24 protein-coding genes are annotated in these 22108 nt (G+C 63.9%); 14 read left to right on the top strand and 10 right to left on the bottom strand.

Annotation, left to right across the window (positions count from 1 at the left end; translation table 11 throughout):
• The 5 genes from trpB to B2Z70_RS00710 all read left to right on the top strand — a co-directional run.
• The coding region (gene trpB, locus B2Z70_RS00730; RefSeq protein ID WP_292979973.1) for a tryptophan synthase subunit beta at window positions 1-861 on the top strand (861 nt) is incomplete at its 5' end.
• 433 nt (window positions 862-1294) lie between these two features.
• Entirely contained in the window at window positions 1295-2092 is a 798-nt protein-coding gene (gene trpA / locus B2Z70_RS00725) for a tryptophan synthase subunit alpha (protein WP_414690858.1), read from the top strand.
• 53 nt (window positions 2093-2145) lie between these two features.
• The gene (accD, locus tag B2Z70_RS00720) at window positions 2146-3021 is read left to right on the top strand and encodes an acetyl-CoA carboxylase, carboxyltransferase subunit beta (protein WP_009802564.1); all 876 of its coding nucleotides are present in this window, start codon (window positions 2146-2148) and stop codon (window positions 3019-3021) included.
• Window positions 3022-3038: 17 nt separating this feature from the next.
• A complete protein-coding gene (locus B2Z70_RS00715; protein ID WP_292979968.1) occupies window positions 3039-4361 on the top strand; it encodes a bifunctional folylpolyglutamate synthase/dihydrofolate synthase in 1323 nt (440 codons plus the stop codon).
• 102 nt (window positions 4362-4463) lie between these two features.
• On the top strand, window positions 4464-4736 hold the full coding sequence (locus tag B2Z70_RS00710) for a DUF2061 domain-containing protein (protein ID WP_292979966.1): 273 nt from the start codon (window positions 4464-4466) through the stop codon (window positions 4734-4736).
• On the opposite strand, the gene B2Z70_RS00705 is transcribed toward B2Z70_RS00710, so the two are convergent.
• The 3 genes from B2Z70_RS00705 to B2Z70_RS00695 all read right to left on the bottom strand — a co-directional run bounded on the left by B2Z70_RS00705 (window position 4705) and on the right by B2Z70_RS00695 (window position 5845).
• Window positions 4705-5175: a thermonuclease family protein gene (locus tag B2Z70_RS00705; RefSeq protein WP_292979964.1), complete on the bottom strand. Its 471-nt coding sequence runs from the start codon at window positions 5173-5175 to the stop codon at window positions 4705-4707. The two genes, B2Z70_RS00710 and B2Z70_RS00705, sit on opposite strands and share 32 nt — an antisense overlap.
• 74 nt (window positions 5176-5249) lie before the next feature.
• Window positions 5250-5591 (bottom strand): hypothetical protein, encoded by a 342-nt coding sequence (locus B2Z70_RS00700; RefSeq protein WP_292979962.1) that lies wholly within the window; start codon window positions 5589-5591, stop codon window positions 5250-5252.
• 50 nt (window positions 5592-5641) lie between these two features.
• On the bottom strand, window positions 5642-5845 hold the full coding sequence (locus B2Z70_RS00695; RefSeq protein WP_009802559.1) for a DUF1674 domain-containing protein: 204 nt from the start codon (window positions 5843-5845) through the stop codon (window positions 5642-5644).
• A gap of 76 nt (window positions 5846-5921) precedes the next feature.
• Here B2Z70_RS00695 and htpX point away from each other — a divergent pair, with 76 nt between their 5' ends.
• The 6 genes from htpX (at window position 5922) to B2Z70_RS00665 (ending at window position 10400) form a co-directional block, all read left to right on the top strand.
• A complete protein-coding gene (htpX, locus tag B2Z70_RS00690; RefSeq protein ID WP_292979959.1) occupies window positions 5922-6875 on the top strand; it encodes a zinc metalloprotease HtpX in 954 nt (317 codons plus the stop codon).
• Between the two features lie 74 nt (window positions 6876-6949).
• Window positions 6950-7282 (top strand): hypothetical protein, encoded by a 333-nt coding sequence (locus B2Z70_RS00685; protein WP_009802557.1) that lies wholly within the window; start codon window positions 6950-6952, stop codon window positions 7280-7282.
• The gene (locus tag B2Z70_RS00680; protein WP_009802556.1) at window positions 7266-8744 is read left to right on the top strand and encodes a methyl-accepting chemotaxis protein; all 1479 of its coding nucleotides are present in this window, start codon (window positions 7266-7268) and stop codon (window positions 8742-8744) included. Before B2Z70_RS00685 ends, B2Z70_RS00680 begins: the two co-directional genes overlap by 17 nt.
• A gap of 117 nt (window positions 8745-8861) precedes the next feature.
• The gene (locus B2Z70_RS00675) at window positions 8862-9458 is read left to right on the top strand and encodes a phage tail protein (RefSeq protein ID WP_009802555.1); all 597 of its coding nucleotides are present in this window, start codon (window positions 8862-8864) and stop codon (window positions 9456-9458) included.
• A gap of 19 nt (window positions 9459-9477) precedes the next feature.
• The gene (locus tag B2Z70_RS00670) at window positions 9478-9759 is read left to right on the top strand and encodes a DUF6916 family protein (protein WP_292979954.1); all 282 of its coding nucleotides are present in this window, start codon (window positions 9478-9480) and stop codon (window positions 9757-9759) included.
• A gap of 74 nt (window positions 9760-9833) precedes the next feature.
• The gene (locus B2Z70_RS00665) at window positions 9834-10400 is read left to right on the top strand and encodes a GNAT family N-acetyltransferase (protein ID WP_009802553.1); all 567 of its coding nucleotides are present in this window, start codon (window positions 9834-9836) and stop codon (window positions 10398-10400) included.
• Here the strand turns inward: B2Z70_RS00665 and B2Z70_RS00660 are convergent.
• The 5 genes from B2Z70_RS00660 to B2Z70_RS00640 all read right to left on the bottom strand — a co-directional run bounded on the left by B2Z70_RS00660 (window position 10397) and on the right by B2Z70_RS00640 (window position 16373).
• On the bottom strand, window positions 10397-10888 hold the full coding sequence (locus B2Z70_RS00660) for a baeRF12 domain-containing protein (RefSeq protein ID WP_292979951.1): 492 nt from the start codon (window positions 10886-10888) through the stop codon (window positions 10397-10399). The genes B2Z70_RS00665 and B2Z70_RS00660 overlap by 4 nt on opposite strands.
• A gap of 81 nt (window positions 10889-10969) precedes the next feature.
• Window positions 10970-11458: a hypothetical protein gene (locus B2Z70_RS00655; protein WP_009802551.1), complete on the bottom strand. Its 489-nt coding sequence runs from the start codon at window positions 11456-11458 to the stop codon at window positions 10970-10972.
• An 84-nt stretch (window positions 11459-11542) separates the two neighbouring features.
• Entirely contained in the window at window positions 11543-12697 is a 1155-nt protein-coding gene (locus B2Z70_RS00650; RefSeq protein WP_292979949.1) for an SO2930 family diheme c-type cytochrome, read from the bottom strand.
• Window positions 12694-13926 carry a parallel beta-helix domain-containing protein gene (locus B2Z70_RS00645; RefSeq protein ID WP_292979947.1) on the bottom strand — a complete coding sequence of 411 codons (1233 nt, stop codon included), beginning with the start codon at window positions 13924-13926 and terminating at the stop codon, window positions 12694-12696. The genes B2Z70_RS00650 and B2Z70_RS00645 overlap by 4 nt, the downstream gene beginning before the upstream one ends.
• Window positions 13927-13946: 20 nt before the next feature.
• Window positions 13947-16373: a TonB-dependent receptor gene (locus B2Z70_RS00640; protein WP_292979945.1), complete on the bottom strand. Its 2427-nt coding sequence runs from the start codon at window positions 16371-16373 to the stop codon at window positions 13947-13949.
• A 128-nt stretch (window positions 16374-16501) separates the two neighbouring features.
• Between B2Z70_RS00640 and B2Z70_RS00635 the strand changes: the two genes are divergently transcribed.
• A complete protein-coding gene (locus B2Z70_RS00635; RefSeq protein WP_009802547.1) occupies window positions 16502-17182 on the top strand; it encodes a TetR/AcrR family transcriptional regulator in 681 nt (226 codons plus the stop codon).
• Window positions 17183-17283: 101 nt separating this feature from the next.
• Complete coding sequence (locus B2Z70_RS00630; RefSeq protein WP_009802546.1) at window positions 17284-19332, top strand: S9 family peptidase; 2049 nt, start codon at window positions 17284-17286, stop codon at window positions 19330-19332.
• Between the two features lie 58 nt (window positions 19333-19390).
• Here the strand turns inward: B2Z70_RS00630 and B2Z70_RS00625 are convergent, their stop codons facing one another.
• Together B2Z70_RS00625 and B2Z70_RS00620 are read right to left on the bottom strand one after the other, a co-directional pair.
• A complete protein-coding gene (locus tag B2Z70_RS00625) occupies window positions 19391-20056 on the bottom strand; it encodes a hypothetical protein (protein WP_292979941.1) in 666 nt (221 codons plus the stop codon).
• Window positions 20057-20201: 145 nt separating this feature from the next.
• Window positions 20202-20954 (bottom strand): SDR family NAD(P)-dependent oxidoreductase, encoded by a 753-nt coding sequence (locus B2Z70_RS00620; RefSeq protein WP_292979939.1) that lies wholly within the window; start codon window positions 20952-20954, stop codon window positions 20202-20204.
• Window positions 20955-21058: 104 nt separating this feature from the next.
• Here B2Z70_RS00620 and B2Z70_RS00615 point away from each other — a divergent pair, with 104 nt between their 5' ends.
• A complete protein-coding gene (locus tag B2Z70_RS00615) occupies window positions 21059-21970 on the top strand; it encodes a LysR family transcriptional regulator (RefSeq protein ID WP_292979937.1) in 912 nt (303 codons plus the stop codon).
• Window positions 21971-22108: the final 138 nt, after the last annotated feature.

Below are 22108 nucleotides of genomic sequence, written 5' to 3'. Positions count from 1 at the left end.
GAAACCGGCGCCGGCCAGCATGGCGTGGCGACGGCCACCGTGGCGGCGCGCTTTGGTCTGCCCTGCGAAGTGTTCATGGGCGCGACCGATGTGAAGCGCCAGAAGCCCAACGTCTTCCGCATGAACCTTCTGGGCGCGAAGATCCATGCCGTCACCTCCGGTCGCGGCACGCTGAAAGACGCCATGAACGAGGCGCTGCGCGACTGGGTGACTTATCCTGACGAGACCTTCTACGTGATCGGCACGGTGGCGGGCCCGCACCCCTATCCGGCCATGGTGCGCGATTTCCAGTCCGTCATCGGGCGCGAGGCGCGTGAACAGATGCTTGAGCGGATCGGGCGCCTGCCCGACGCGGCGGTCGCTTGCATTGGCGGCGGCTCGAACGCCATGGGCCTGTTCCATCCCTTCCTGGAAGACGAAGGCGTGCGCCTGATCGGCGTGGAAGCGGCGGGCAAGGGCCTGGACACGCCCGACCATGCCGCCAGCCTCAATGGCGGTCGGCCGGGCATTCTTCACGGCAACAAGACCTATCTCTTGCAGGACGAGGACGGCCAGATCACCGAAGGCCATTCCATCTCCGCCGGTCTGGATTACCCCGGCATCGGCCCCGAACACGCCTTCCTGCATGATGTGGGACGCGCGGAATACCGCTCGGCCACCGACGCTGAAGCGCTGGAGATGTTCCAGCTCTGCTCGCAGAAAGAGGGCATCATCCCCGCCCTTGAACCCGCCCACGCCCTCGCCCGCGTGCGCGACCTGGCGAAAGAGCTGGGCAAGGACGGCGTTATCCTGATGAATATGTGCGGCCGCGGCGACAAGGACGTATTCTCCGTCGCCGAAGCGCTTGGTGTGGAGCTGTGAACTTCCTGACGCTCGTTACCCTTGTCGCTCTCCAACTGACATCGAACTCTCAACTCGTCGATATCTTTAAGCTCAACGAGATTGAAGGGGCTGTAGTTCAGCACGAATGCGAAGTTAGGTTGGAGTCTGAAGGGTACACTCAAGCGCGCATTTTGGATGACCTTCGAGAATATGCTCTGGTGTGTCTGGAGTATCCGACTTCAAACTTGCCTCAAATAGGAGAGACCTTGGAGCAACATTTCACTGTTGTTGGTCACACTCACTTCAGTGCTATCGGATACATGTCCTTCGCAGAACCCATCCGCGACGACTCGTGCGTAAGAGACCTAGTGATAGGATCGATGACGAATTATGCGGACGAAGAGCCTCTTGATACTATGAGTGAAAACACGGATGTGCTCATCATTATGACGCGCCGTGAAAACCTGGACGCCTGCTCATGACCCGCCTCGCCCCCACCTTCGCCGCCTTGAAATCCGCCAACCGCGCTGGCTTTGTCGCCTATGTCATGGCGGGTGATCCCGATGCGGACACCACGCTCAAGATGATGCAGGGCCTCGCCGACAAGGGCGCGGACGTGCTGGAACTTGGCGTGCCCTTCACCGATCCCATGGCGGACGGCCCGACCATCCAGCGCGCCGCGATCCGCGCGCTCGACGGCGGCATGACGCTTCGCGGTGTGCTGGCGCTCGTCAAACGCTTCCGCGAGACCCACAAGGACACCCCCGTCGTACTGATGGGCTATGCCAACCCGTTCTTCGCCTATGGCTTTGAAACGTTTGCCGCCGACGCGGCGGCGGCGGGCGCGGACGGGGTGATCTGCGTGGACATTCCGCCCGAGGAAGACACCGAGTTCCGCTCCGCGCTGGACGCCAACGGTCTGTCCTTCGTGCGCCTCGCCGCGCCAACCACTGACGACAAGCGTCTGCCGCAAGTGGTCGCGCACACGTCCGGTTTTGTTTATTACGTATCCACAACGGGCGTGACCGGCGCTGGATCAGGCGCGACCGGGGATATCGAAGCGGCGGTTGCACGCGTGCGTGCGGCTTCCGGTCTGCCGGTGGCGGTGGGCTTTGGCGTCAAGACGCCGGAGCGCGCTGCAGAGATCGGCAAGGTGGCTGACGCCGTCGTCGTGGGCTCTGCGATTGTGGAAGAGCTGGCGACAAAGGGTGTGGACCAGGCCTTGCATCTCGCCGGCACGCTGGCGGACGCCGCCCATTCCGCGCGCTAGCGGAGGCGGCCCCACCGGGCGCAGAAGAAACGTTTGAAGAGGTGTGACGCGATATGAGCTGGCTTCAAAGACTGACCCCGCCGGGCGTCCAGAAAATGTTCGAAAAACGCGACACCCCGGAAAATCTCTGGGTGAAGTGTCCGATTTCGGGCGAGATGGTCTTCAACAAGGACCTTGAAGCGTCCCAGCATGTCACGCCAGCCGGCCACCATATGCGCATCGGTCCGGCCCTGCGCTTCAAGTACACGTTTGATGGCGATTATACCGAAGTGGCCCTGCCCGAGGTCGCCAAGGACCCGCTGAAATTCCGCGACGACAAGCCCTATACCAGCCGCATCGCCGCTGCCCGCAAGAAGACCGGGCGCGAGGACGCGATGGCGATCGGCGTGGGTTCGATCAAGAATATCGAGACGACCGTTCTCGTGCAGGACTTCTCCTTCATGGGCGGTTCGCTGGGCATGGGCGCAGGCGAGGGCTTCCTCAAGGCCTGTGAAACCGCTGTGGAGCGTCGCACGCCGCTGATCGTCTTTACCGCCGCCGGCGGCGCGCGCATGCAGGAAGGCGCCCTGTCGCTGATGCAAATGCCGCGCACCACGCTGGGCGTTGAAATGCTCAAAGACGCCAAGCTGCCCTATATCGTCGTGCTGACCGACCCGACCACGGGCGGCGTCACCGCATCCTACGCCATGCTGGGCGATGTGCATCTGGCCGAGCCCGGCGCGCTGATCGGTTTCGCCGGTCCGCGCGTGATCGAGCAGACCATTCGCGAAAAGCTGCCCGAAGGCTTCCAGCGCTCGGAATACCTTCTGGACAAGGGCATGGTGGACAAGGTCGTGCACCGCCACGAGCTTCGCAAGGTGCTGGGCAATCTGATGCGGACCATGCTCAAGCGCCCGGCCGCTGCGGACAACACTCCGGCGCGCACCTAGAGAGCGGAGACGGCATCGTGGCGACCGCTGAAACCATCGAGGCGGCGCTGCAACGCCTCTCGCGCCTGCACCCCAAGAAGATCGACCTGTCGCTGGGCCGGATCGAGCGCTTGCTTGAAGCGCTCGGCCGCCCGCAAGACCGCTTGCCACCCGTCATTCATGTGGCTGGAACCAATGGCAAGGGCTCGACCTGCGCCTTTCTCAAGGCGATTTCGGAAGCAGCGGGCGAACGTTGCCATGTCTACACCTCCCCGCATCTGGTGCGTTTTAACGAGCGCATCGTGCTGGCCGGTGAGATCGTTGATGACGCCCGGCTGGAAGACGCCTTTGCACGGTGCGAGGCGGCGAATGGCGATCATGAGATCACGTTCTTCGAGATCACCACGGCGGCGGCCTTTCTCCTCTTCTCCGAAGTCCCGGCGGACCGGCTGATCCTGGAGGTCGGTCTGGGCGGGCGCGTGGACGCCACCAATGTGCTGCCCAAACCCCAATGCACGGTGATCACCCCGGTCAGCCTCGATCATCAGGCGTTTCTGGGCGACAGCATCGAGTTGATCGCGGCCGAGAAGGCCGGGATCATCAAGCGTCATGTTCCGGTCATCGTTGGCCCGCAAACCCTGGAAGCCGAACACATGATCCGCGCCGCCGCCGAGGCGATGGCCGCGCCCGTCTCGATCTGGGGGCAGGATTTCCGCGCCTATACCGAACATGGACGGCTGGTGTTTGAAGCCGAGGACGAGTTGTGGGATCTCAACCCGCCCAGCCTCGCCGGCTCACACCAGATCATCAATGCCGGGGTCGCCGCCGCTGCGGCGCGCGCCTGCGGCTACAGCCAGCAAGCGGTCAGCGCCGGGCTGGAAACCGCCCGCTGGCCCGCGCGCCTGCAACGGCTCACCGACGGTCCGCTGGCCGAGATCGTGTCAGAGGGCGAAGGCGCGCTCTGGCTTGATGGTGGGCACAACCTCTCCGCCGCGGAATCCCTCGCCGCCAGCCTTGGGGAGATGGAAGCGGGGCGCGAGCGTCCGCTGGTGCTGGTCTGCGCCTTCTCCAACAACAAGGATGCGCAGGGCTTCCTTGCGTATTTCGAAGGCCTCGCCGCCCGCGTCATCGCCATTGATTTTCAGGGTGGACGCGAGGGCGCGCAGACGCCGGGCGAAGTGGCCGAAGCCGCCCGCATGGCGGGCCTGCCCGCCCAGACCGCCTCGGACGTGATCGAAGCCGTCCGCGACGCCATCAGCGATTATCCCGGCGCGCGCGTGGTGATCTGCGGCTCGCTTTATCTGGCAGGCGAAGTGCTGGCGCTCAGCGAAGGCGGATCGGTGCAATCCACGCCCGGCTAATCCATAGGCGTTCTCGATAGAAACGATCAGAAGCATTCATGTGACAAATGGACGTAGGTTTCCTATCTTTCTTTTGCGAATGGTTCGCATGAGGAAGCCCCGATGTCCGTCATCCTGAACGCCATCCCCCGCAAGGGCCTGCTGTTAGATTTTCCGGTCTTCATGCCGCTGCGTGCGCTCAAGCCTGTCACCTATGGGCTTATGCACCTGGTGGTCGCGATCAGCGTCGCCTTCGTTCTGACGGGCAGCTGGACGGCGGCGCTGGCGATCGGCCTCATCGAACCGGCCGTGCAGACGGTCGCCTACACCCTGCACGAGCGCGCCTGGAACCGGGCCCCTGCGCCTAGCGTGGACGCGACGGCGTCGGCCCACTGACAGACGAGTTCTGGCACCAGAGTCCGTCCTCGCCATAGCGTGTGGCGAGTCCGGCCTCCAGCAGCGCGTCCGACAGGCTTTGATGGCTTTGCTCATCCTGCATGTCCGCGATCACCCGACCCGCAAAACTGCCCAGCCGCACCTGATGCAGGGTCACAGACGGATGCTGAGCCAGCCAGTCACGGGTGAACGCGGTCGCGCGATGGCCCGCCTCGCGCTCGGCCTCACAATCGGGGCGCCGGGTTTCGGGTGTGTCCACGCGGTCGAGCCGTACTCGCGTCTCCACGATATGCCCCGGCCAGATATGTGCGCGCACGGCGATCGTGTCGCCGTCGATCACCTCGACCACATCCGCAGCGACAGGCCCGGCGATCCGGTCTGCAGCCTGTAGGTGTGTTGAGACGAAAGCGCTCGCGATACTGGCGATAATTCCGATCATGCCGCGATTATAGGAAAATTATCAGATTCGGAAAAGCGACATTGGCGCATCAGGCCGTCGCCTGCGCTCACATCCTACCGCCAGCGGTAATATTGATGTCCGGAATGACGGACCACGATCAGGCGCGGCGGTTCGCCGCCGACGCCGCCTGTGAGCGGGCCCTGAAAGAAGGCCTCATCCAGCTGTACGGGGTCGCCGGCCTGCACGGGTCTGCGGGGCGCAGCGGTCACGGCGTCGGCGTATCCGCCAAAGCGGGACCGCTCATGACGATACCGCTCATCAGACCCTTCGGCGCGATAAGCCTGCTCTTCATAGACGATGACGCCCTGAGGCTGTTGTTCGCGCACATCCTCCGGGCCGCCCAGCAATTGGGCGGGCTCGACCGTGATCAGGGTGAAGGCGAGCAGGGTTATCATCGTTTCAATATAGCACAGTCCCGAAGAGACTGAAGTCAGGACAGGCGCGGCTAGAAATCGTAGGTGATGCCCTTCTTCTCCCAATCGCCAAAGCGGGTGGGTTCAGGGCCTTTGGGGCCGCCCAGCTCCTTTTCCCGTTCAGCGTCGGCCTCCGCCTGCCGGCGGCGCTCTTCGGCTTCGGCCAGGGCGCGTTTCGCCGCCTCGCTCAGGGGTTTGCGGGGCTCGTCCGGTTCAGGCGTTTGTGCATCGCTCATCACTTGCGGTCCTTTTGTCTCGCGCCCATTTACCTAAGTCGCGGAGCGCGCTCCGCCAAGACAGGTGACCGCATCAATGACCGCAAACACGCTTCGCACTTTCATTCTGCTCGCCGCTCTGACCGGCCTGTTCATGGCCGTGGGCTATCTGATCGGCGGGAGCGGCGGCGCGCTGATCGCACTGGTGATCGCAGGCGGCATGAACCTGTTCGCCTACTGGAATGCGGACAAGATGGTGCTGCGCATGCATGGCGCGCGCGAGATCACGCCCGAGGAGCGCAATCCGGCGCTTCGCCAGTTCGCGTCCGACACGGTCGGCATGGCCGAACGCGCGGGCATGCCCTATCCGCGGGTCTATGTGATCGAGAGCGACCAGCCCAACGCCTTCGCCACAGGCCGCGACCCCAACAACGCGGCCGTGGCGGCGACGACCGGGCTTCTGGCAACGCTGAACCGGCAGGAAGTGATGGGCGTGATGGCCCATGAGCTGGCGCATATCCGCCACCGCGACACGCTGACCATGACGGTGACGGCGACCCTGGCGGGCGCCATCGGATTTCTGGCGAACTTCGCGCTGTTCTTTGGCCGCGGTCGTGATCGCGGCGGTTTTCTGGGCGCGCTGGCGCTCGCAATCCTGGCGCCCATGGCGGCCGGTCTGGTCCAGATGGCGATTTCGCGGGCGCGTGAATATGACGCAGACAAGGGCGGCGCCGAGATTTGCGGTGATCCGCTCTGGCTGGCCTCGGCGCTCGAGAAGATCGAACGCGGCGCGCGGCGCACGATGAATGTTGCGGCCGAGCGCAATCCGGCCACAGCGCACATGTTTATCATCAACCCCTTGAATGGGCAGGGCGCTGACAATCTGTTCTCCACTCATCCGGCGACCGCGAATCGCATTGCGCGCCTGCGTCGGATGGGCGGCGCTGCGCCGGGCTCCGCCTCCGGTCCCTGGGGCGATCTGGGCCCCTGGAGCGAGGCTGGCGGCAAAGACGCATCTTCTGGCGGGAACTATGGCGGGCCCTGGGGTTGAGACGCAAATAGCTCAATACTGGGTTAATCTTCTTCAGTCATTCCTGAATGTTATTATGCATGGGAATGAGTGGAATGCGCCTGTCACCGCCCCAGATCTGTCTCGGCCTGATGGTCGCGCTCATCACCAGCGCGCCCTTTACGGGCGCCATCGCCTCCGCGCCTGAACAGGGCCAGGCGGCGGTCTTACTCAATCCGTCACTCAGTCGCGCTGACCAGTTACGCCGGATATCCGACGCAGGCGCGGAACTCGTCCGCTTCGGCGCAGTCCCCGGAGCGGTCATCGTGAACATGACGCCAGCGTCAGGCCCCGCCGAACTGCGTGCTGCGGGGGCCTGGATCATTGCGGATCCGGTCATTCTGGGCGGCTGCTCGGAACTTGGATCCCAGAATGGGGGAATTCTCTGACATGACCCGTCTCGAGCAACTGCAGACCAAAGCCATGATGGTCCTGGTCGGCATCCAGTTCGCCGCCATCCCGCTCTATCTGTTGAAGGCCGTCTTCCTGGACCCCGGGAAGGCCATATTTGGCGCTGTCATGCTGGGCCTGATCGCAGGGATGTCCGCCTTTGTGTGGAAGACTGCGCCGCGCCAGGCCTCCAGCCGCATGGTCGTCGGCGCCGGCATGGTCGGGTTTCCCGCCATGCTCACCTACATGATGGGCGGCCAGGCCTGGCAGATCGACATGCACATGACCTTCTTCGCCGCGCTGGCGATGGTCACGCTCATGTGCGACTGGCGGGCGCTGGTGGCGGCCGCAGGGGTCACCGCGGTTCACCATCTGGGTCTGAACTTCATCCTGCCCTCCGCAGTCTTCCCGGGCGGAGGAGACATACTGCGCGTGTTGTTCCACGCCGTTGTCGTCATCGCGGAGACGGCCGTTCTGCTGTGGCTGGCCCAGGCGGTCTCCAAGGCGCTGACTGACGCCGATCAGGCGGTCACGGAAGCCGAAGCCGCCAACATCCAGGCGCGCCAGCTGTTTGACGCCGACAAGGAACGTCAGGCCGAGATCGAGCAGTCGCGCCAGACCATCTCCGGCATCGCCAACGCCTTTGAACAGACCGTCGCGAGCGTTCTGGATCGCTTGCAGAACGCCTCCTCGGAGCTGGGCGCGCTGGCTGACCAGCTGCGCACGGATTCCAACGCCACCGCGGCCAGTGCAGGATCGGCTTCTGATCAGGCCTATCAGACCAGCGGCCATGTGGAGGCTGTGGCCTCTGCCGCGCAGGAGCTCGCCGCCTCCATTGCCGAGGTGACTCGCACCCTGACGACCGCCGACGAGATTTCCGTTCGCGCGGAATCAGAAGCCGGCCGGGCAGACGGCTCCATGAAGGAGCTTCATGAAGCGGCCCGCGAGATCGAGGACATCGCCAAGCTGGTGAGTGATATCGCCGAGCAGACCAACCTTCTGGCGCTGAACGCCACCATCGAGGCCGCCCGCGCTGGCGAAGCCGGCAAGGGCTTCGCCGTCGTCGCCAGCGAGGTCAAGGAGCTCGCCAACCAGACCGGCAAGGCCACCGAGGACATTCACAAGAAGATCAACGCCATGCGTGAGGCCGCCGATGCAGCCAGCTCGGCGCTGACCCAGATCGGCTCCACCATTGGCGAGATCCGCAATGCGTCCTCCAGCGCGCGTGACGCCTTCAGCCAGCAATCCAGCGCGACCGACGAGATCGCCCGTCTGGCGGCCGACGCCGCCCAGTCCACCAGTCGCGTCAGCAATGAGGTGACGGCCGTGACGGGCGCGGCGGAACGCGCCACCCAGGCTGCCGGTCAGTTCGATGAAGCGGCGGAAGGATTGCGGACCGCGGCGCGACACCTCTCCCAGGAGCTTGGAAAGTTCCGCACCGATCTCGACAGCGCCGCCTGAGCTTCGCACCCGCAACACGATATTATCTGACAAGAATTTCCCCAAAAGGGGGAAATTCTTGTTGCGGGCGAAAATCTGTCTGTCACTCTCCCCATCATTGATAACAGGGAGGGACAGATGGAAGCATTCATGTCCATGATCACCCCATTCGGGTGCAATTTCGTCATTCGCAACTGGGGCGCCTGCTGGGGCGGTTTGCTCTCGGTGGGGCAGTACAGTGCGCTGTTCTCGCTGCTGGGCGACAATTTCGGCGGCAACGCGACCAGCACGTTCGGACTGCCGGATCTGCGGGGCCGGTCTCCGGCTGGCTGGGGCAATGGCCCGGGCCTCAATCCCATGAGCCTTGGGCAGATGGGCGGGGTTGAATACTCCACCATCACCAATGTGAACCTGCCGCCGCACAGCCACACCTTCAGCGTGGTCGGTTCAACCCAGCCCACCACGACGGAATTGCCGGTTTCCTCTGACGCAGCGATCGGTTCGGATCCGGATGGCGCATATCTTGGCGTCACGAGCGGCTCGGTGCGGCCCTATTCAACAACGCTTTCCACCCCGCCGGGCAGCATGGGTCCGATTCCGATTCCAGGCCAGCCCGTGTCGGTCTCCGGCACCACCTACAACACCGGCGGCGGCCAGTCGCTCTTCGTTCAATCGCCCTATCAGGCATTGAACTATCAGATCTGCATGTACGGCATTTATCCGAGCCGGTCCTAGGCGCGAGGAGGTCCAAGCCATGAAACCCATTGAAAACCTGACCGTTGACGATTTCAAACCGCTGGTCGGCCAGAACTTCACCCTGGCTCACAATCACACCCTGGTTCTGAAGGAAATCGACACCCGCGACGCGCCCCATCCTGATTTTCGCGCTCCGTTCAGCCTGATCTTCTCAGGTCCCGAAGCCCTGAAACTGGCGGATGTGGTCCCGGTCCAGCATGACGCGATCGGCGAACATGAGCTGATGGTGCACCGGATTGCGTCCCCCAAGGGCGCGCAATTCGAAATCGTTTTCAACTAAGACGCCTTTCGCCCCGGGCCTTGCGGCCCGGGGCGAAAGCTTGTCCCTGACTGACCGCTGACCGGTACTGACGCATGATCCAGACTCACGCCCGACCCGCCAATTCCGCCGATGTGAACCCGCTGGACCTGCATTTGCGGCCAGCCTCCGCCCGGGACGAGGCGTTTCTCAAATCCGTCCATGACGCCGGCCGCGCCTGGGAATTCCAGGCGCTCAAGGGTCAGGTGGACGATGCGCTGATCGAGACGATCTACCAGCAGCAGTACAGCGCCCAGCACGACGTCTATTTCAATGCCTTCACGCTGGCCCATTACGCAGTGATCGAGTGGTGCGGGCAGCCGATCGGACGCCTGTACGCCGACTTCCGCGACCATGAAATCCGCTTGCTCGACATCAATATCCTGCCGCCCTATCGCGGCAAGAGGATCGGCGAGATCCTGATCCGCAGCCTGTGCGCCCAGGCGGCCGCCCAGCGCATGCCCGTGACCTTGCAGGTCCATCCCATGAACCCGGCGCGCCAGCTCTACACGCGTCTCGGCTTCCGCGAACTGGGGACGCGAACAGACAATTCGCCCGGGGCTGGCTCGTTCCTCGAGATGGAATGGCGGGACGTGACAGCCACGCCGGCCGGGTCGCGTTAATCCGGCCGCAGCAGCTGGCCGACATGCAAGGCGATGTCCTCGGGCGTCGCCCCAACCACATCCTTGGCGGCCTCGACCCGAACGCGCGAACTCAGCTCAGAACTCATCAATGGTCGCGCCACGCCCAGCGCCTGAGGCGCGCCCAGCACGACCAGCTCGGCGAACGCATCCGCGTCCGCCCTGGCGTTGAGATGAGCGATCAACTCTGCAATGAACCGGGTCTCGGCCTGCTCGTGCGCATCCTGGCCTTCAACCCTGGACGCGCCCACGGCCACGCCGGCGGGCAGTCCGCGCCCGCCCTTGCGCCCCGCCCCGTCCGCGAAACGCCCCTCGGCGTCACGGCTCTGCTCATGATCGGGCGGGTTGTCGATCTCGAACGTCTTGAGCAGGTCCAGCGCGGGGGCGGTCAGCGCCCCGCTCTTGAGGAAGATTTTCGCCTGGCCGCCGTCGAAGGCGACGACCCAGAGCGGACCTTTGCGAAATGGCATATGCTCGTCCTCCCATCAGGTTGGATGAGCCAGTGTAAACCCTCGTCGCAATGCGCCCAGACGGCGAAAGGTCGCGTGGGCTCAGCTTGCAGACGGCGGCGGCGCGAAGGTGCTCAGGCATGCATCCGACAGGCGCCAGCCTTCCGCCGTCTCCTCATAGCGGCAGGCGATGTGGTCCTGGCCGGGCCGTCCACGTTCCAGCCCTTCCAGATCAGGATTCTGCAAGGCGTCGAACCGGGCTTGCGGGAAGACATAGCTGATCCGGGCGCCATTACTGGCGGCGCCGTCCACCACGCACAGGGGCGGTTGCATCAGGACAGTGCGCACGGCCGTGTCCCCCATGCGCTGGCCGAAGACCTGCGCCTCGATCCGCGGATCCAGAGCCCGGACCTCGTCAGCCGTCGGACCCTGGGCCATCAGTTGCGCCAGGCGCGCCTGGTCATGGGCGACCACCGCGCCGAACGCCGCCCGCTCCATCGGATCCGCCGGACGACACACCGGTTGGGACGTCGCGCAGGCGGTCAGGGCGATGCTGGCGAGAGCGCAGGCGGAAATCGAGCGAACGAACATGGAGGGCTCCGGCAGCGGGACAGGACTGAGAGGCCGCAGTGTGCCCAAACCTGTCCCGTCCGCCAAGCGCTAAACCATGACGGTTTAACCGCAACCGCCGCTCATCGCATCAATCCAGGCGGCGATGAGCGCCACCCCTTCCTCATGATCAAGGGCGCGCCCCAGTTCGGGCATCATCACATCGGACTGCACGCTGGCGAGCCTGTGGGTCAGAATGGATTCCTCTGACGCCCCGGGAACGATGTCATAGCGACGGTCACCCGTGCCGCGCCCGGCTGCGATCGGCAGCTTGCACACGCCCAGATGCGGCCCCACGGGTTCATCCGCTTCCAGATACAGGCCGGAGGTGTCCGCCGGTCCCGTTCGCGAATGGCAATGCGAGCAGTTGATGTCGAGATAGGCGCGCGCAGCCGCATCAAGCGCTGCGCCGATCAGGGGCGGCTCCCCGTGCCAGGATGCGTTGCGGGGCGCCGCCTGTGCGGGGGGAGCGCCGCGCAACAGGCCCTGTTCGGACCAGTGATCGATCTGGTTCGCCACACCGTCGAAATACTCAAAATCGGTGTTCATGTGTCGCGCGCGCGGGCCAATGGGGCGGGCGCCGATCCCGTCCGTGGTGTCGGTCTCGTGACAGCCGGCGCACTGGTTCACATTGGGCACCATATAGCCCAGCGCCTCCTCCCCGGCGTCCGAGACCAGGGTCAGATCCACAAAGGCTCCTGCGCGGGTGAGATAGGCCTCGGTCTGCTCGGCATTCCAGACATAGGGCAGGGTTTCCCAGCCAGTTTCGCGATGAACGAGCACCCGTGTCTCGATCAGGCGCACGGCGTCCAGATCGATCTGTCGATCCGCGTAATGCGCCATGCCGTCATTCGACTTCAGGACGCGTTCGAAACCGCCGCCGGCGCGGGGATAGTAAAAGGTCTTGGTGATCACCGTCCCGACCGGAAAGTCGAACGCGCCCTCGGGGTCATAGCCGGCGGGACCGGCGTCAGCCGGAATCCAGACCGTGCGCAGCTTCTGGGCGTAATCGGTGAAAAGCGCCGTCGCCAGATGATACGGCGTCACCGCCTCGCCCAGAACCAGCGTTCCGCCGCCGACGGCAAGCTGGCCCCAGTCTGACAGCGCTTCGGGCCGCCCGTCAGGAACAAAGGTCGGCGTCGGCGGTTCGGGCGGCGCCTCCTGTGCGCAGGCGCACAGGAGGCATAACAGGCACAGGCTCGCGAGCAGGCTGCGGATCACAGGTCCAGCTCCACCGCCGGACGCGGCTCGAGAGTGCAGTCAAACAGCGCCGAGTCCGCCACATGCGGGCTGGAGAAGCCGTTGGGCGCGTCCGCATTGACGACCTGGGCGTCGGTCACGCACAGACGCAGATCATCCGGCAGGGAGCCGTCGATCATCTTCTCTTCATCCACATAGCCGTCCCAGAGCACGCCCGGCAGACGCCCGGTCGGGCCGAAGAGCGCCACGCGCAGGGCCTGGAGCTCCAGACCATCCGGATTGCCGCCGCCGCCGGAATAGATGTTGTCATGGATGTAGATGGCTTCCGGATAGGGATCGAAGCCCTCGGTCACGCCCAGATCCTCATAACCTGACGTGTACAGGGAAGAGATGATCACGTGGGCGGTGCGGTTATCGCTCAGCCGGTTGTTGAAGATCTCCACATCGTCATTGGAGTTGATCAGAATGCCCGAACCGGCCGGCACGCTGGCGACCGGCGTCCCGGCATGGCCGAAATTACTGGTGTTGTTCTCGAACACATCATTGTCGAAGACCCGGGTTCCGGCGCCCGGACGGGGCAGGTTGGGCATGTTGAAGATCAGGATGCCGCCGGTGTTGTTGATGGCGGTATTGCCGTAAACGTCGGCATTGTTGCAGTTCTCGATCTCGATCCCCGCCACATTGTATTCGGCGCGGGAGTTCCGGACGATGACGTTTTCCGACTGGCCGACATAGATGCCGGCGTCCGAGGCGCCGATCGCCACCGCGCCATCGATCAGCACATTGGTGGACTGGACCGGATAGAGGCCATAGGCCCCGTTATCCGTAGACGGACCATTGGTCCACTCAACGCGCACATTGCGGATCACCACATCGGTGGAGTCCGAGATTTTCACGGAATCTCCTACCGTATCCTCGAAAGCGAGATTCTCGAGCGTGAAACCCTCCACGCCCGACACCAGAAGGCCTTCCGCCCCCTGGCGCTGTTCGGCGAAGGACAATACGGTGTGATGCATGCCCGCGCCGCGTATGGTGACATTGTCCACCGTGAGGGACAGGCCGCGTTCAATGATGAACTCCCCCTCGGGAATCTCGATCACATCGCCCGGCTGGGCATCCAGCAAGGCGTTCATCAGGGTGTTCTGATACGCCCGGTCAAATCCGGAGACATCACGGCTCTCTTCCGGAGCCCCGCATGCCGCGAGGGTGAGCAGGCTGGCGCCCACAAGGGCGGTCTTGATGGTCTTCATTGGTTCATCCTCCCCGGAATTCAGTACCGGACCCGCAGGTCCACACCCCACATGCGCGGCGGAGTGATCTGGGCGTGCACGGTTCCGAAAGTGTCCGCCGTCAGCGTGCCCACGCCGTCGATATATTGCTCATCAAAGACGTTATTGACGTAGGCGCCAAGCTGGAGCCGATCATTGGCGTCACGCCAATACGCCCGGAGGTCCAGACGCTGCGTGGCCTCGCCGTTCTGCACGCCGCCAATGACGGCGCAACCGAGCTGCTGGCGGCTTTCGGTATTGCACCGGCGTTCGCTGGTATAGGCGTAAGCGCCCAGGAGCTCGACCTCGGATCCGTTCGGCATCGCCCAGGTCTGGCTGGCGCCGGTCGAGATGGACCATTCCGGCGTGCCTGTGGGCTGACCGGACAGGTCGACGCCTGAACGGGTGATCCGCTCGTCAAAGGTCACATCGATATACTGCAGGTTCAGATAGGCCTCGAACCCGGCCAGCGGCGCCCAGTCCACCTGGAAGTCCACGCCGGTCCCGGTCTCGTCAGACGTCTCGACCACATATTGCGGCACGCCGGAACCGCCCACATTGTTGACCAGGCGCACGGCCTGTTTGTCCTTGTACAGATAGTGGAAGATCGAGGCGGCGACCCGCATGGAATTGTCCGGCGCGGTCCATTTCAGGCCGGCTTCGAAATTGTCCACATCCTCGTTCTCGAAACGTGAGCCCACTTCGACCGAATTGTATCCGCCCGCCTTGTAGCCCTGTGTGTAGGACGCGAAGAGCAGCAGGTTGTCCATCGCCCGGAAGTTCGCCACCAGACGCGGGCTGATATCATTCCAGCTGTCTGACCGTTCGCAGACGACGCCCTCCGCGACGGTGACGCCATTGTCACAGGCGAGGCCCGCCGCACTGGAAAGGTCGAACACCACGTCAAAGCCGAAATCGGCAGGGCTGACGCCCGCCAGCGCCAGAACGCCCAGGGCGTCCAGTTCGGCCAGGGCCTGATCCAGTTCCGGCGCGACGCGCGGGCCGTTGAGCCAGCTGAAGGTTTTCTCGTCACGAGTATAGCGCGCGCCGCCGATCAGCGAGAACCGGTCGGTGATGCGCCACTCCACGTCCGCAAAGGCGGCAAACGCGGAGAAATCGCCGCGATTGTACATGGACTCGTCCCAGCTCAGACCAAGAAGACGCTGGGGCAGATTGTAAGGGATCAGCAGACCATATTGCAGATCGGTGAAGGGCGTGCCCGCTCCCAGATTGAACAACACGGTCTCGATGGAGTCCGTGAAGGCGTCGGTCTCGCTCGTCTGGGTGGCGTTCTCGTCATAATAGCTGATCCCGGCGACCCAGTCGAAGCGATCATTGGCGCCGGACAGCCGGAACTCCTGATACCAGCTCTGGTTCTGCTCGATATTGTTGGTGTCGAAATAGAGCTCGATCCGGTTGGTGCCGTCCTCGTCCTGACGGTTCGAGGTTTCAAAATACCGGAAGGCCGAGATCGACTGCAGGGTGAACGCACCGAAGTCATGGGTGATGTGCAGGGACGCCTCATCCAGGTCCCGCGCTTCCAGATTGGACGTCACGTCATTGGTGACGGGCGTGTCGAACGGATTGAGAAGCGTTGACGGGTCCACCGGCACGCCGGGCCGCGCCGGCGCGGCGGGCAGAGGCGTGATGCCGATGGCCGGACGCGCGTCCTCATCGAGCTTCTCCCGGGTGTAGCGGAAGACCACATCGGTGAGCGCCGTCGGCTCCCAGCCGATCGCGCCGCGCACCGCCCAATTATCCTGACGGTCGTAATCCTCGCCGGTTGCAGCATCCGTCAGCAGGCCGTCGCGCTGGTTCACCACCATGTTCAGTCGCAGGGCGAACGTCTCGGCGAAGGGAATGTTCAGCAAACCCTCGAACCGGCGCAGATTGTTCTCACCCAGGCGCAGGCCGAGCTCGGCCTCCACCTCTTCCACATTGGGGTCATTGGACGTCACCGAAATGGCGCCCGCCGCCGAGTTGCGACCGAACAGCGTGCCTTGCGGGCCCTTGATCACCTCGACGCGGCTGACATCGTTGAACGCCAGCAGGGACGCGCCCGAACGGGCGGCGTAGATGCCGTCCACATACACCCCGACCGCCGGGTCGGTGCCCACGCCGAAATCGGAGGTGGACACGCCACGGATGGAAAATCGCGGCTGGGTCGGACTGCCGCCGCTGACATCAAGCCCCGGCACGAATTGGTCGAGATCGCTGAGGCTGGTCGCGGCGATCGCATCGATATTGTCCGCCGTCACCACCTCGAGGGCCAGCGGCACGTCCTGGATGCTTTGCGTCCGTCGCTGGGCGGTGACCGTGATCGTGTCCACGCCTGTATTGGACACGCCTTCCTGAGCCGTCGCCGGCGCAAGCGGTGCGGCCAGAGCCATCACGCCTGCGGATACGCCGATAAAGAGCGCCTGTTTCATGGTGTTCCTCTCCCCCAGAGACCGGTGGGGTATTCCCTCATCCCGGTTTTAGAAACAGAATACTATTCTCATTTTGCAAATTGGATCAAGCCACACTAGTTAGAGCCTGTAGAACCAAGGATCGCCCTGTGCCCGGAACACCCGCCAATGACGCCCTGCCCCGGCAATCACGCCTGCGCGACAAGCCGCAACAACGCCGGGCTCGCCAGCGTCTGGACGCCATTCTGAACGCCGCTGAAAAGCTGGTGGAGGAGATGGACGCCGAAGCCATCACCACCAACCTGATTGCGGATCGCGCCGGCGTTCCGGTGAGTTCGGTCTATCGCTACTTCAAGAATGTGTCGGCGGTGTTCGCCTATCTGTTCGAGGACCTGAACGAGGAGATCATTGCGGTCATCGAGGAGTGTCTCGCCAATTCCCAACCCGGCTGGGATGACTGGCGCGAGGTGACCGGCACGATCATCACCCGCCTGCATCTCTTCCTGATGGAGAATCCGGGCTACTGGAAACTCCTCCTGGTGATGCAGACCAGCCAGGAATTGCGGGACGCCAAGGCGGTGATGATCGGTCATGTGGCCGACATGCTCAGCGCGCGCTGGCGCCAGGGCCAGGATGGCTTTTCTGGCGGCGATCCCGATCTGGTGGCGAGGTTCACGGTCGAGATCTTCATGTCGATCGAAACGCGCTGCGCCCAGATGCGCGACCCCAAGGCCCTGAGCGAAATGTTCGCCGAACTTGTGAAGGCGCTCGAAGCCTATCTGTCGCTCTACCTGAACACGGCGCCCGATGAAGACGCCCCGGCGCCCTGATCCTGGCCGGGGGTTATTAACCTCAACTTGCCTGCCTGCCTTGCGACCCATAGGCTTGCGTCAGCGCCACAAGAAGCGCCTCGCATGCAAGGGGAACACTCATGAAAGCATTACTCGCCGCCTTCGGGCTGGCTGTGGCTGGCGTGTCGCTCGCTTCCGCTCAGGAACGACCCGACACGCTTCAGCTCGAGCATTATTTCGACTGGGAGCAGGCGGGCAGTCCGCAAATCGCACCCGACGGGGAGGACATCGTCTACACGCGCACCCGCGTGGACGCCGTCAATGACGGCTTCGCCAGCGAATTGTGGGCGATGGACAGCGACGGGGAACGCCACCGCTTCCTCACGCGCGGCTCAAGCGCGCAATGGTCTCCGGACGGACGTCGTCTGGCCTTCATTCGCGGCGTGGACGGGCACACCCAGCTCTTCGTGCGCTGGATGGATGCGGAAGGCGCGGAATCCCAGATCACCCATGAACAGCTGACGATCAAGCAGTTCCGCTGGTCGCCGGACGGGGAGTCCATCGCGTTCCTGGCGGAGACCCCGCTAGAACCGGCGATGCAGATCTCCCTGCCGGCCCGCCCCGAGGGCGCGCAATGGACGGCCGATCCGCTGGTCACCGACCGGATGAATTACCGCATCGATCGTCAGGGTCTGAAAAGCGGGTATGACCATCTGTTCGTGGTGTCCGCCGAAGGCGGCACGCCTCGCCAGATCACGGCCGGAGACTGGGACGCCACCTCGAAGTTTTCAGGCGTCGGCGCGGGCTCCTTTGACTGGACGCCGGACAGCGCCAGCCTTGTCTTCGACGGCATTCTGGACCCCGAGGACGAAGCGGCGTCGCGTCAGTCCGATATTCATCGGGTGGTCCTGGCCAGCGGCGATATCACCACCCTGACCGATGGCGACGGCAACTGGGCCAATCCGCGCGTCTCGCCCAATGGGCGCTATGTGGTCTATAGCGGTCACGCCGCCTCCGAGGTCAATTATCCCGCCAGTCATCTGATGCGGATGGATCTCGATGGCTCGGACAAGCGCGTCCTGCGCGCCGATCTGCCGGACGGGGTGGGCAACCCCACCTGGTCAGACGATAGCCGCGGCCTGTACTACACCATGAACTATCATGGCTCGACGGACCTGCACTACATCACCACGGGCGGCTCTGACCGCCAGATCACCGAAGGCATGCACCGGCTCTATGTCTCCTCCATCAGCGAGGATGGCGTCGCCGCCGCCGTGCACTCCGCGCCGCAGTCCACGCCGAATGTGGCCCTGATCGACCGGCGCGGCGACATCCGCCTCCTGACCGATCTCAATGGCGACATCCTGGACGGCGTCGAGCTCGGCGACATCGAGGAGATCTGGTACCCGTCCTTTGACGGCGAGCAGATCCAGGGCTGGATCATCTACCCGCCGGACTTCGATCCGAACGAGACCTATCCCATGGTGCTGAACATCCATGGCGGTCCGCACGCCATGTATGGTGTGGATTTCAACTACCGCTTCCAGGAATGGGCCGCGAACGGCTATGTGGTGCTCTACACCAATCCGCGCGGCTCGACCGGCTATACGCCCGAATTCGCCAACGCCATCGACAACGCCTATCCCGGGCCGGTCGACTATGGCGACCTGATGGCGGGCGTGGATGCGGTTCTGGAGCGCGGCTTCGTGGATGAAAGCCGGATGTATGTGACCGGCTGTTCGGGCGGCGGCGTGCTGACCGCCTGGATCGTGACCCAGACCGACCGGTTCGCCGCGGCGGCCTCGCTCTGCCCGGTGACGAACTGGATCTCCTTCACCGGTCAGGCCGACATTTCCGCCTGGGCGTTCGAGCGTTTCCGTCCGCACTATTGGGAAGACCCCCAGCTCTGGCTGGACCACTCCCCGATCATGCACGCCCATCAGGTCACGACGCCGACCCTGTTGATGACCGGCGTGAAGGATTTGCGGACGCCTCTGGCCCAGGCCGAGGAATTCTACGCCAATCTGCGTCGGCGCGGCGTGCCCACCATGCTCATCGCCATGAATGACGAGTATCACGGCACGACGTCCAAACCGTCCAACATGATGCGGACCCAGCTCTATCTGCGCCAATGGTTTGAAACCCATGGCGAACCCGAGAGCGAGGAAGACGCCTCGAACGACAACTGATCCGCCGACAGACGGAGCATGAGCCCCGGCGCCTCAGGCGCCGGGGCTTTGTCATGGCCTAGCCCGCCGCCAGGACCAGCAGCACGTAGAAGACAAAGGGCAGGGCCAGGAATGCCGGGATCACCAGGACGGAGAACCCGAACAGCGCGACCAGAACGCCCATCAGCAGCGCCAGATTCAGCAGCAGCATCGGCACGCCGCGATGCGGGTCGCGCCCGGCTTCACGCAGCAGGCCGCCCAACACCGGCACGTAAAGCAGGCCGCGACCGAGCGCCATCACAAGGCTGTCCAGCCACTCGCCGGGGCGCACATGCAGGACCGCCGAGCGCGTGGGACGACGCGCGGCGACCATGACGCCCGCCATCACCAGACCGCCCAGCCCCACCGCCAGCGCGGTCAGCCAGCCCTCGCCCGCCTGAGTGAGGAACACCACCGCCAGCACCGAAAGCACCACGGTCAGGGGCGCCATCGCCCGCTGCGCCCAGCGCGCCGGTCCCCAGACAGGCAGGACTTCGCCGGCCTGCCCGCTCATGGAATTGGCCACAAAACCCAGCCCGGCGATGTAGTGAAACAGCGCCAGCGGCAGGGACACCGCCACCAGTGCGGCGGTGAGGGGGGAGTCCGTGATGCCGGGCTTGTCGCCCGGAAAGGCCAGAAACATCCCGGCCCACAGCATGAAGGGCAGCAGCATGAAACCGCCGATCCAATAGGGGAGGAAACGCATCAGATCGTCCAATGTCTGTTCTTGTTGGCGATCTATCTAGACGCTGGACGCGCACACCGGGATGCGACCCCGGCGCGCTTACAGATTATAGGGGTATGAAAAGTAGGGTTATGGGACGCGTGACGCCCCATACCCCCGCCCATGCCTAGAGCAACATGCCGCCTGACGCTTCGATCCGAACGCCGGTGACCCAGCGTGACGCGTCAGAACACAGAAAGGCTACGACGCCGCCTATATCCTCGGGCAGCCCCACCCGGCCCAGCGCCGTATGCTCGGCGATGGCGTCTTGCATTTGCGGAGTATCGCGCACAACCCCTCCATTGAAATCGGTGGCGATGGCGCCCGGCGCCAGCACATTCACGCGAATACCGCGCGCACCCAGGGTCTGCGCCATGTAGCGGGTCAGCACCTCGACTCCGCCCTTCATCGTGGCGTACGCAGCCGCGCCCGGGAAGCTGAACCGGGCCAGCCCGCTTGAGACATTGACCACCCCGCCGCCATTATTGAGGAGCTCCAGCGCGCCCTGGGTCAGGAAGAAGGTCGATTTCAGATGCACGTTCATCATCAGATCAAAATCTTCAACACTGGTTTCCTCGAAGGGTCTGTGCAGACCGATCCCGGCATTGTTGACGAGATAGTCAAAGCGCTCGGCGTCGAACTCCGAACGCAGGGCTGCGCGAACCGTCTCGAAGAAGGCCGGAAAGTCCTCCGCCTTCGCCACATCCAGTCGAAGGGCGTGTGCACGCTGGCCCAGGCCTGCGATCTCGGCGACCACGGCCTCTGCGGCTTCCGGATTGCTGACATAGGTCAGAAGAACGTCGTGACCCGATTGCGCCAGTTTCAGCGCCATATCCCGGCCCAGCCCCCGGCTGCCGCCGGTCACAAGTGCGATGCTCATTGTCTTGCTCCTGAAAAGCTTGAGAGGACCGCTATGTAAATCGGTCGACTTTTCAGAAACAGGCGGGCAATTTTGTCGTCACTTGTCGAAAATGGCGAACAATTATGGACACGATCCGTCAGTACCAGATCTTCATCCAGATCCTCGAGAGCGGGAATTTCACCCGCGCCGCCGAGGCTCTAGGTCTGCCGCGCTCCACGGTCTCGACCACCTTGCGCACCCTGGAGGACCGACTGGGCGAGCAATTGCTCCACCGCACGACCCGGCAGGTCAGCGCCACGCCGCAAGGCGAACAATTCCTGCAGCTTGCCCGCGATGTAGTGGAGAACGCCGAAGCGGCGGAAACCCTGTTCCAGGGCGGCGGCGGGCCGGTCAGCGGCCGGTTGCGGGTGAATATGACCAGCCAGCTCGCCTCCCGGCTGGTCATCCCCAACTTGCCCGGGCTTCAGACCGCCCACCCTGCGCTCGAGATTGAGCTGAGCGCCAGCGATCGCCTGATCGACCCCGTTCTGGAAGGCATGGATCTGGTGGTGCGGGCGGCGGAACTGACCGATTCAGACCTGATCTGCCGCAAGATCGGCGACATTCCGATGGTGAGCTGCGCCTCTCGCGCCTATCTCGACCAGCGCGGCGCCCCGACAAGCCCGGAGGATCTCGATCAGCATCTGATCGTGGCCTATGGACCGTCAGGCAGCGCCGAGGCCCGCCTCTGGGAAGGGCTTGGCCCAAGCGGGCTCGTCACCTGCACGCTTGCGAGCGTTATTGCGGTCGACAATACAGAGGCCTATACGAGCGCCGCGCAGGCCGGGCTCGGCATCGTGCAAATCCCGCGCATCCATCTGGACAGGCACAATACGGACGGCCCCACACAACTGGTGGAAATCCTGCCCGATTGTCCGCCGCCGCCCATGCCGCTCTCTTTTGTCTATCCCAGACGCCGCCGCGCCTCGCCCCGGCTCAATGTCTTCATGGACTGGCTGGACGGGCTGGTCAGGGCAGAGGGCTTTGTCAGCTGAGGTCCGGCTTCAGACGGATCTGACCCCACAAAAGGCGGATCCGGTCCCGAATTGGAATATTATTATGCCTCACACGCTTGGCCGGGCCTGGCACTTGTAAGCGGGGGACAAAACATCGGTCGTCGGAGGAAATTGCTT

Source organism: Oceanicaulis sp. UBA6590 (assembly GCF_002433705.1).
Taxonomy (GTDB): Bacteria; Pseudomonadota; Alphaproteobacteria; order Caulobacterales; family Maricaulaceae; genus Oceanicaulis.
The sequence above is the reverse complement of the archived record's forward strand: the minus strand, read 5'-3'. Positions and strand labels throughout refer to the sequence as shown.

Bases quoted from the DNA above. Each gene is read 5' to 3' on its own strand.
- B2Z70_RS00705 (WP_292979964.1), bottom strand. From the start codon at position 5,175: ATGATCGGAATTATCGCCAGTATCGCGAGCGCTTTCGTCTCAACACAC.
- B2Z70_RS00665 (WP_009802553.1), top strand. From the start codon at position 9,834: ATGATCCAGACTCACGCCCGACCCGCCAATTCCGCCGATGTGAACCCG.
- B2Z70_RS00695 (WP_009802559.1), bottom strand. From the start codon at position 5,845: ATGAGCGATGCACAAACGCCTGAACCGGACGAGCCCCGCAAACCCCTG.
- B2Z70_RS00615 (WP_292979937.1), top strand. From the start codon at position 21,059: ATGGACACGATCCGTCAGTACCAGATCTTCATCCAGATCCTCGAGAGC.
- htpX (WP_292979959.1), top strand. From the start codon at position 5,922: ATGACCGCAAACACGCTTCGCACTTTCATTCTGCTCGCCGCTCTGACC.
- B2Z70_RS00675 (WP_009802555.1), top strand. From the start codon at position 8,862: ATGGAAGCATTCATGTCCATGATCACCCCATTCGGGTGCAATTTCGTC.
- B2Z70_RS00700 (WP_292979962.1), bottom strand. From the start codon at position 5,591: ATGATAACCCTGCTCGCCTTCACCCTGATCACGGTCGAGCCCGCCCAA.
- B2Z70_RS00660 (WP_292979951.1), bottom strand. From the start codon at position 10,888: ATGCCATTTCGCAAAGGTCCGCTCTGGGTCGTCGCCTTCGACGGCGGC.
- B2Z70_RS00655 (WP_009802551.1), bottom strand. From the start codon at position 11,458: ATGTTCGTTCGCTCGATTTCCGCCTGCGCTCTCGCCAGCATCGCCCTG.
- B2Z70_RS00670 (WP_292979954.1), top strand. From the start codon at position 9,478: ATGAAACCCATTGAAAACCTGACCGTTGACGATTTCAAACCGCTGGTC.
- B2Z70_RS00710 (WP_292979966.1), top strand. From the start codon at position 4,464: ATGTCCGTCATCCTGAACGCCATCCCCCGCAAGGGCCTGCTGTTAGAT.
- B2Z70_RS00645 (WP_292979947.1), bottom strand. From the start codon at position 13,926: ATGAAGACCATCAAGACCGCCCTTGTGGGCGCCAGCCTGCTCACCCTC.
- B2Z70_RS00640 (WP_292979945.1), bottom strand. From the start codon at position 16,373: ATGAAACAGGCGCTCTTTATCGGCGTATCCGCAGGCGTGATGGCTCTG.
- B2Z70_RS00685 (WP_009802557.1), top strand. From the start codon at position 6,950: ATGCGCCTGTCACCGCCCCAGATCTGTCTCGGCCTGATGGTCGCGCTC.
- accD (WP_009802564.1), top strand. From the start codon at position 2,146: ATGAGCTGGCTTCAAAGACTGACCCCGCCGGGCGTCCAGAAAATGTTC.
- B2Z70_RS00680 (WP_009802556.1), top strand. From the start codon at position 7,266: ATGGGGGAATTCTCTGACATGACCCGTCTCGAGCAACTGCAGACCAAA.
- B2Z70_RS00630 (WP_009802546.1), top strand. From the start codon at position 17,284: ATGAAAGCATTACTCGCCGCCTTCGGGCTGGCTGTGGCTGGCGTGTCG.
- B2Z70_RS00620 (WP_292979939.1), bottom strand. From the start codon at position 20,954: ATGAGCATCGCACTTGTGACCGGCGGCAGCCGGGGGCTGGGCCGGGAT.
- B2Z70_RS00625 (WP_292979941.1), bottom strand. From the start codon at position 20,056: ATGCGTTTCCTCCCCTATTGGATCGGCGGTTTCATGCTGCTGCCCTTC.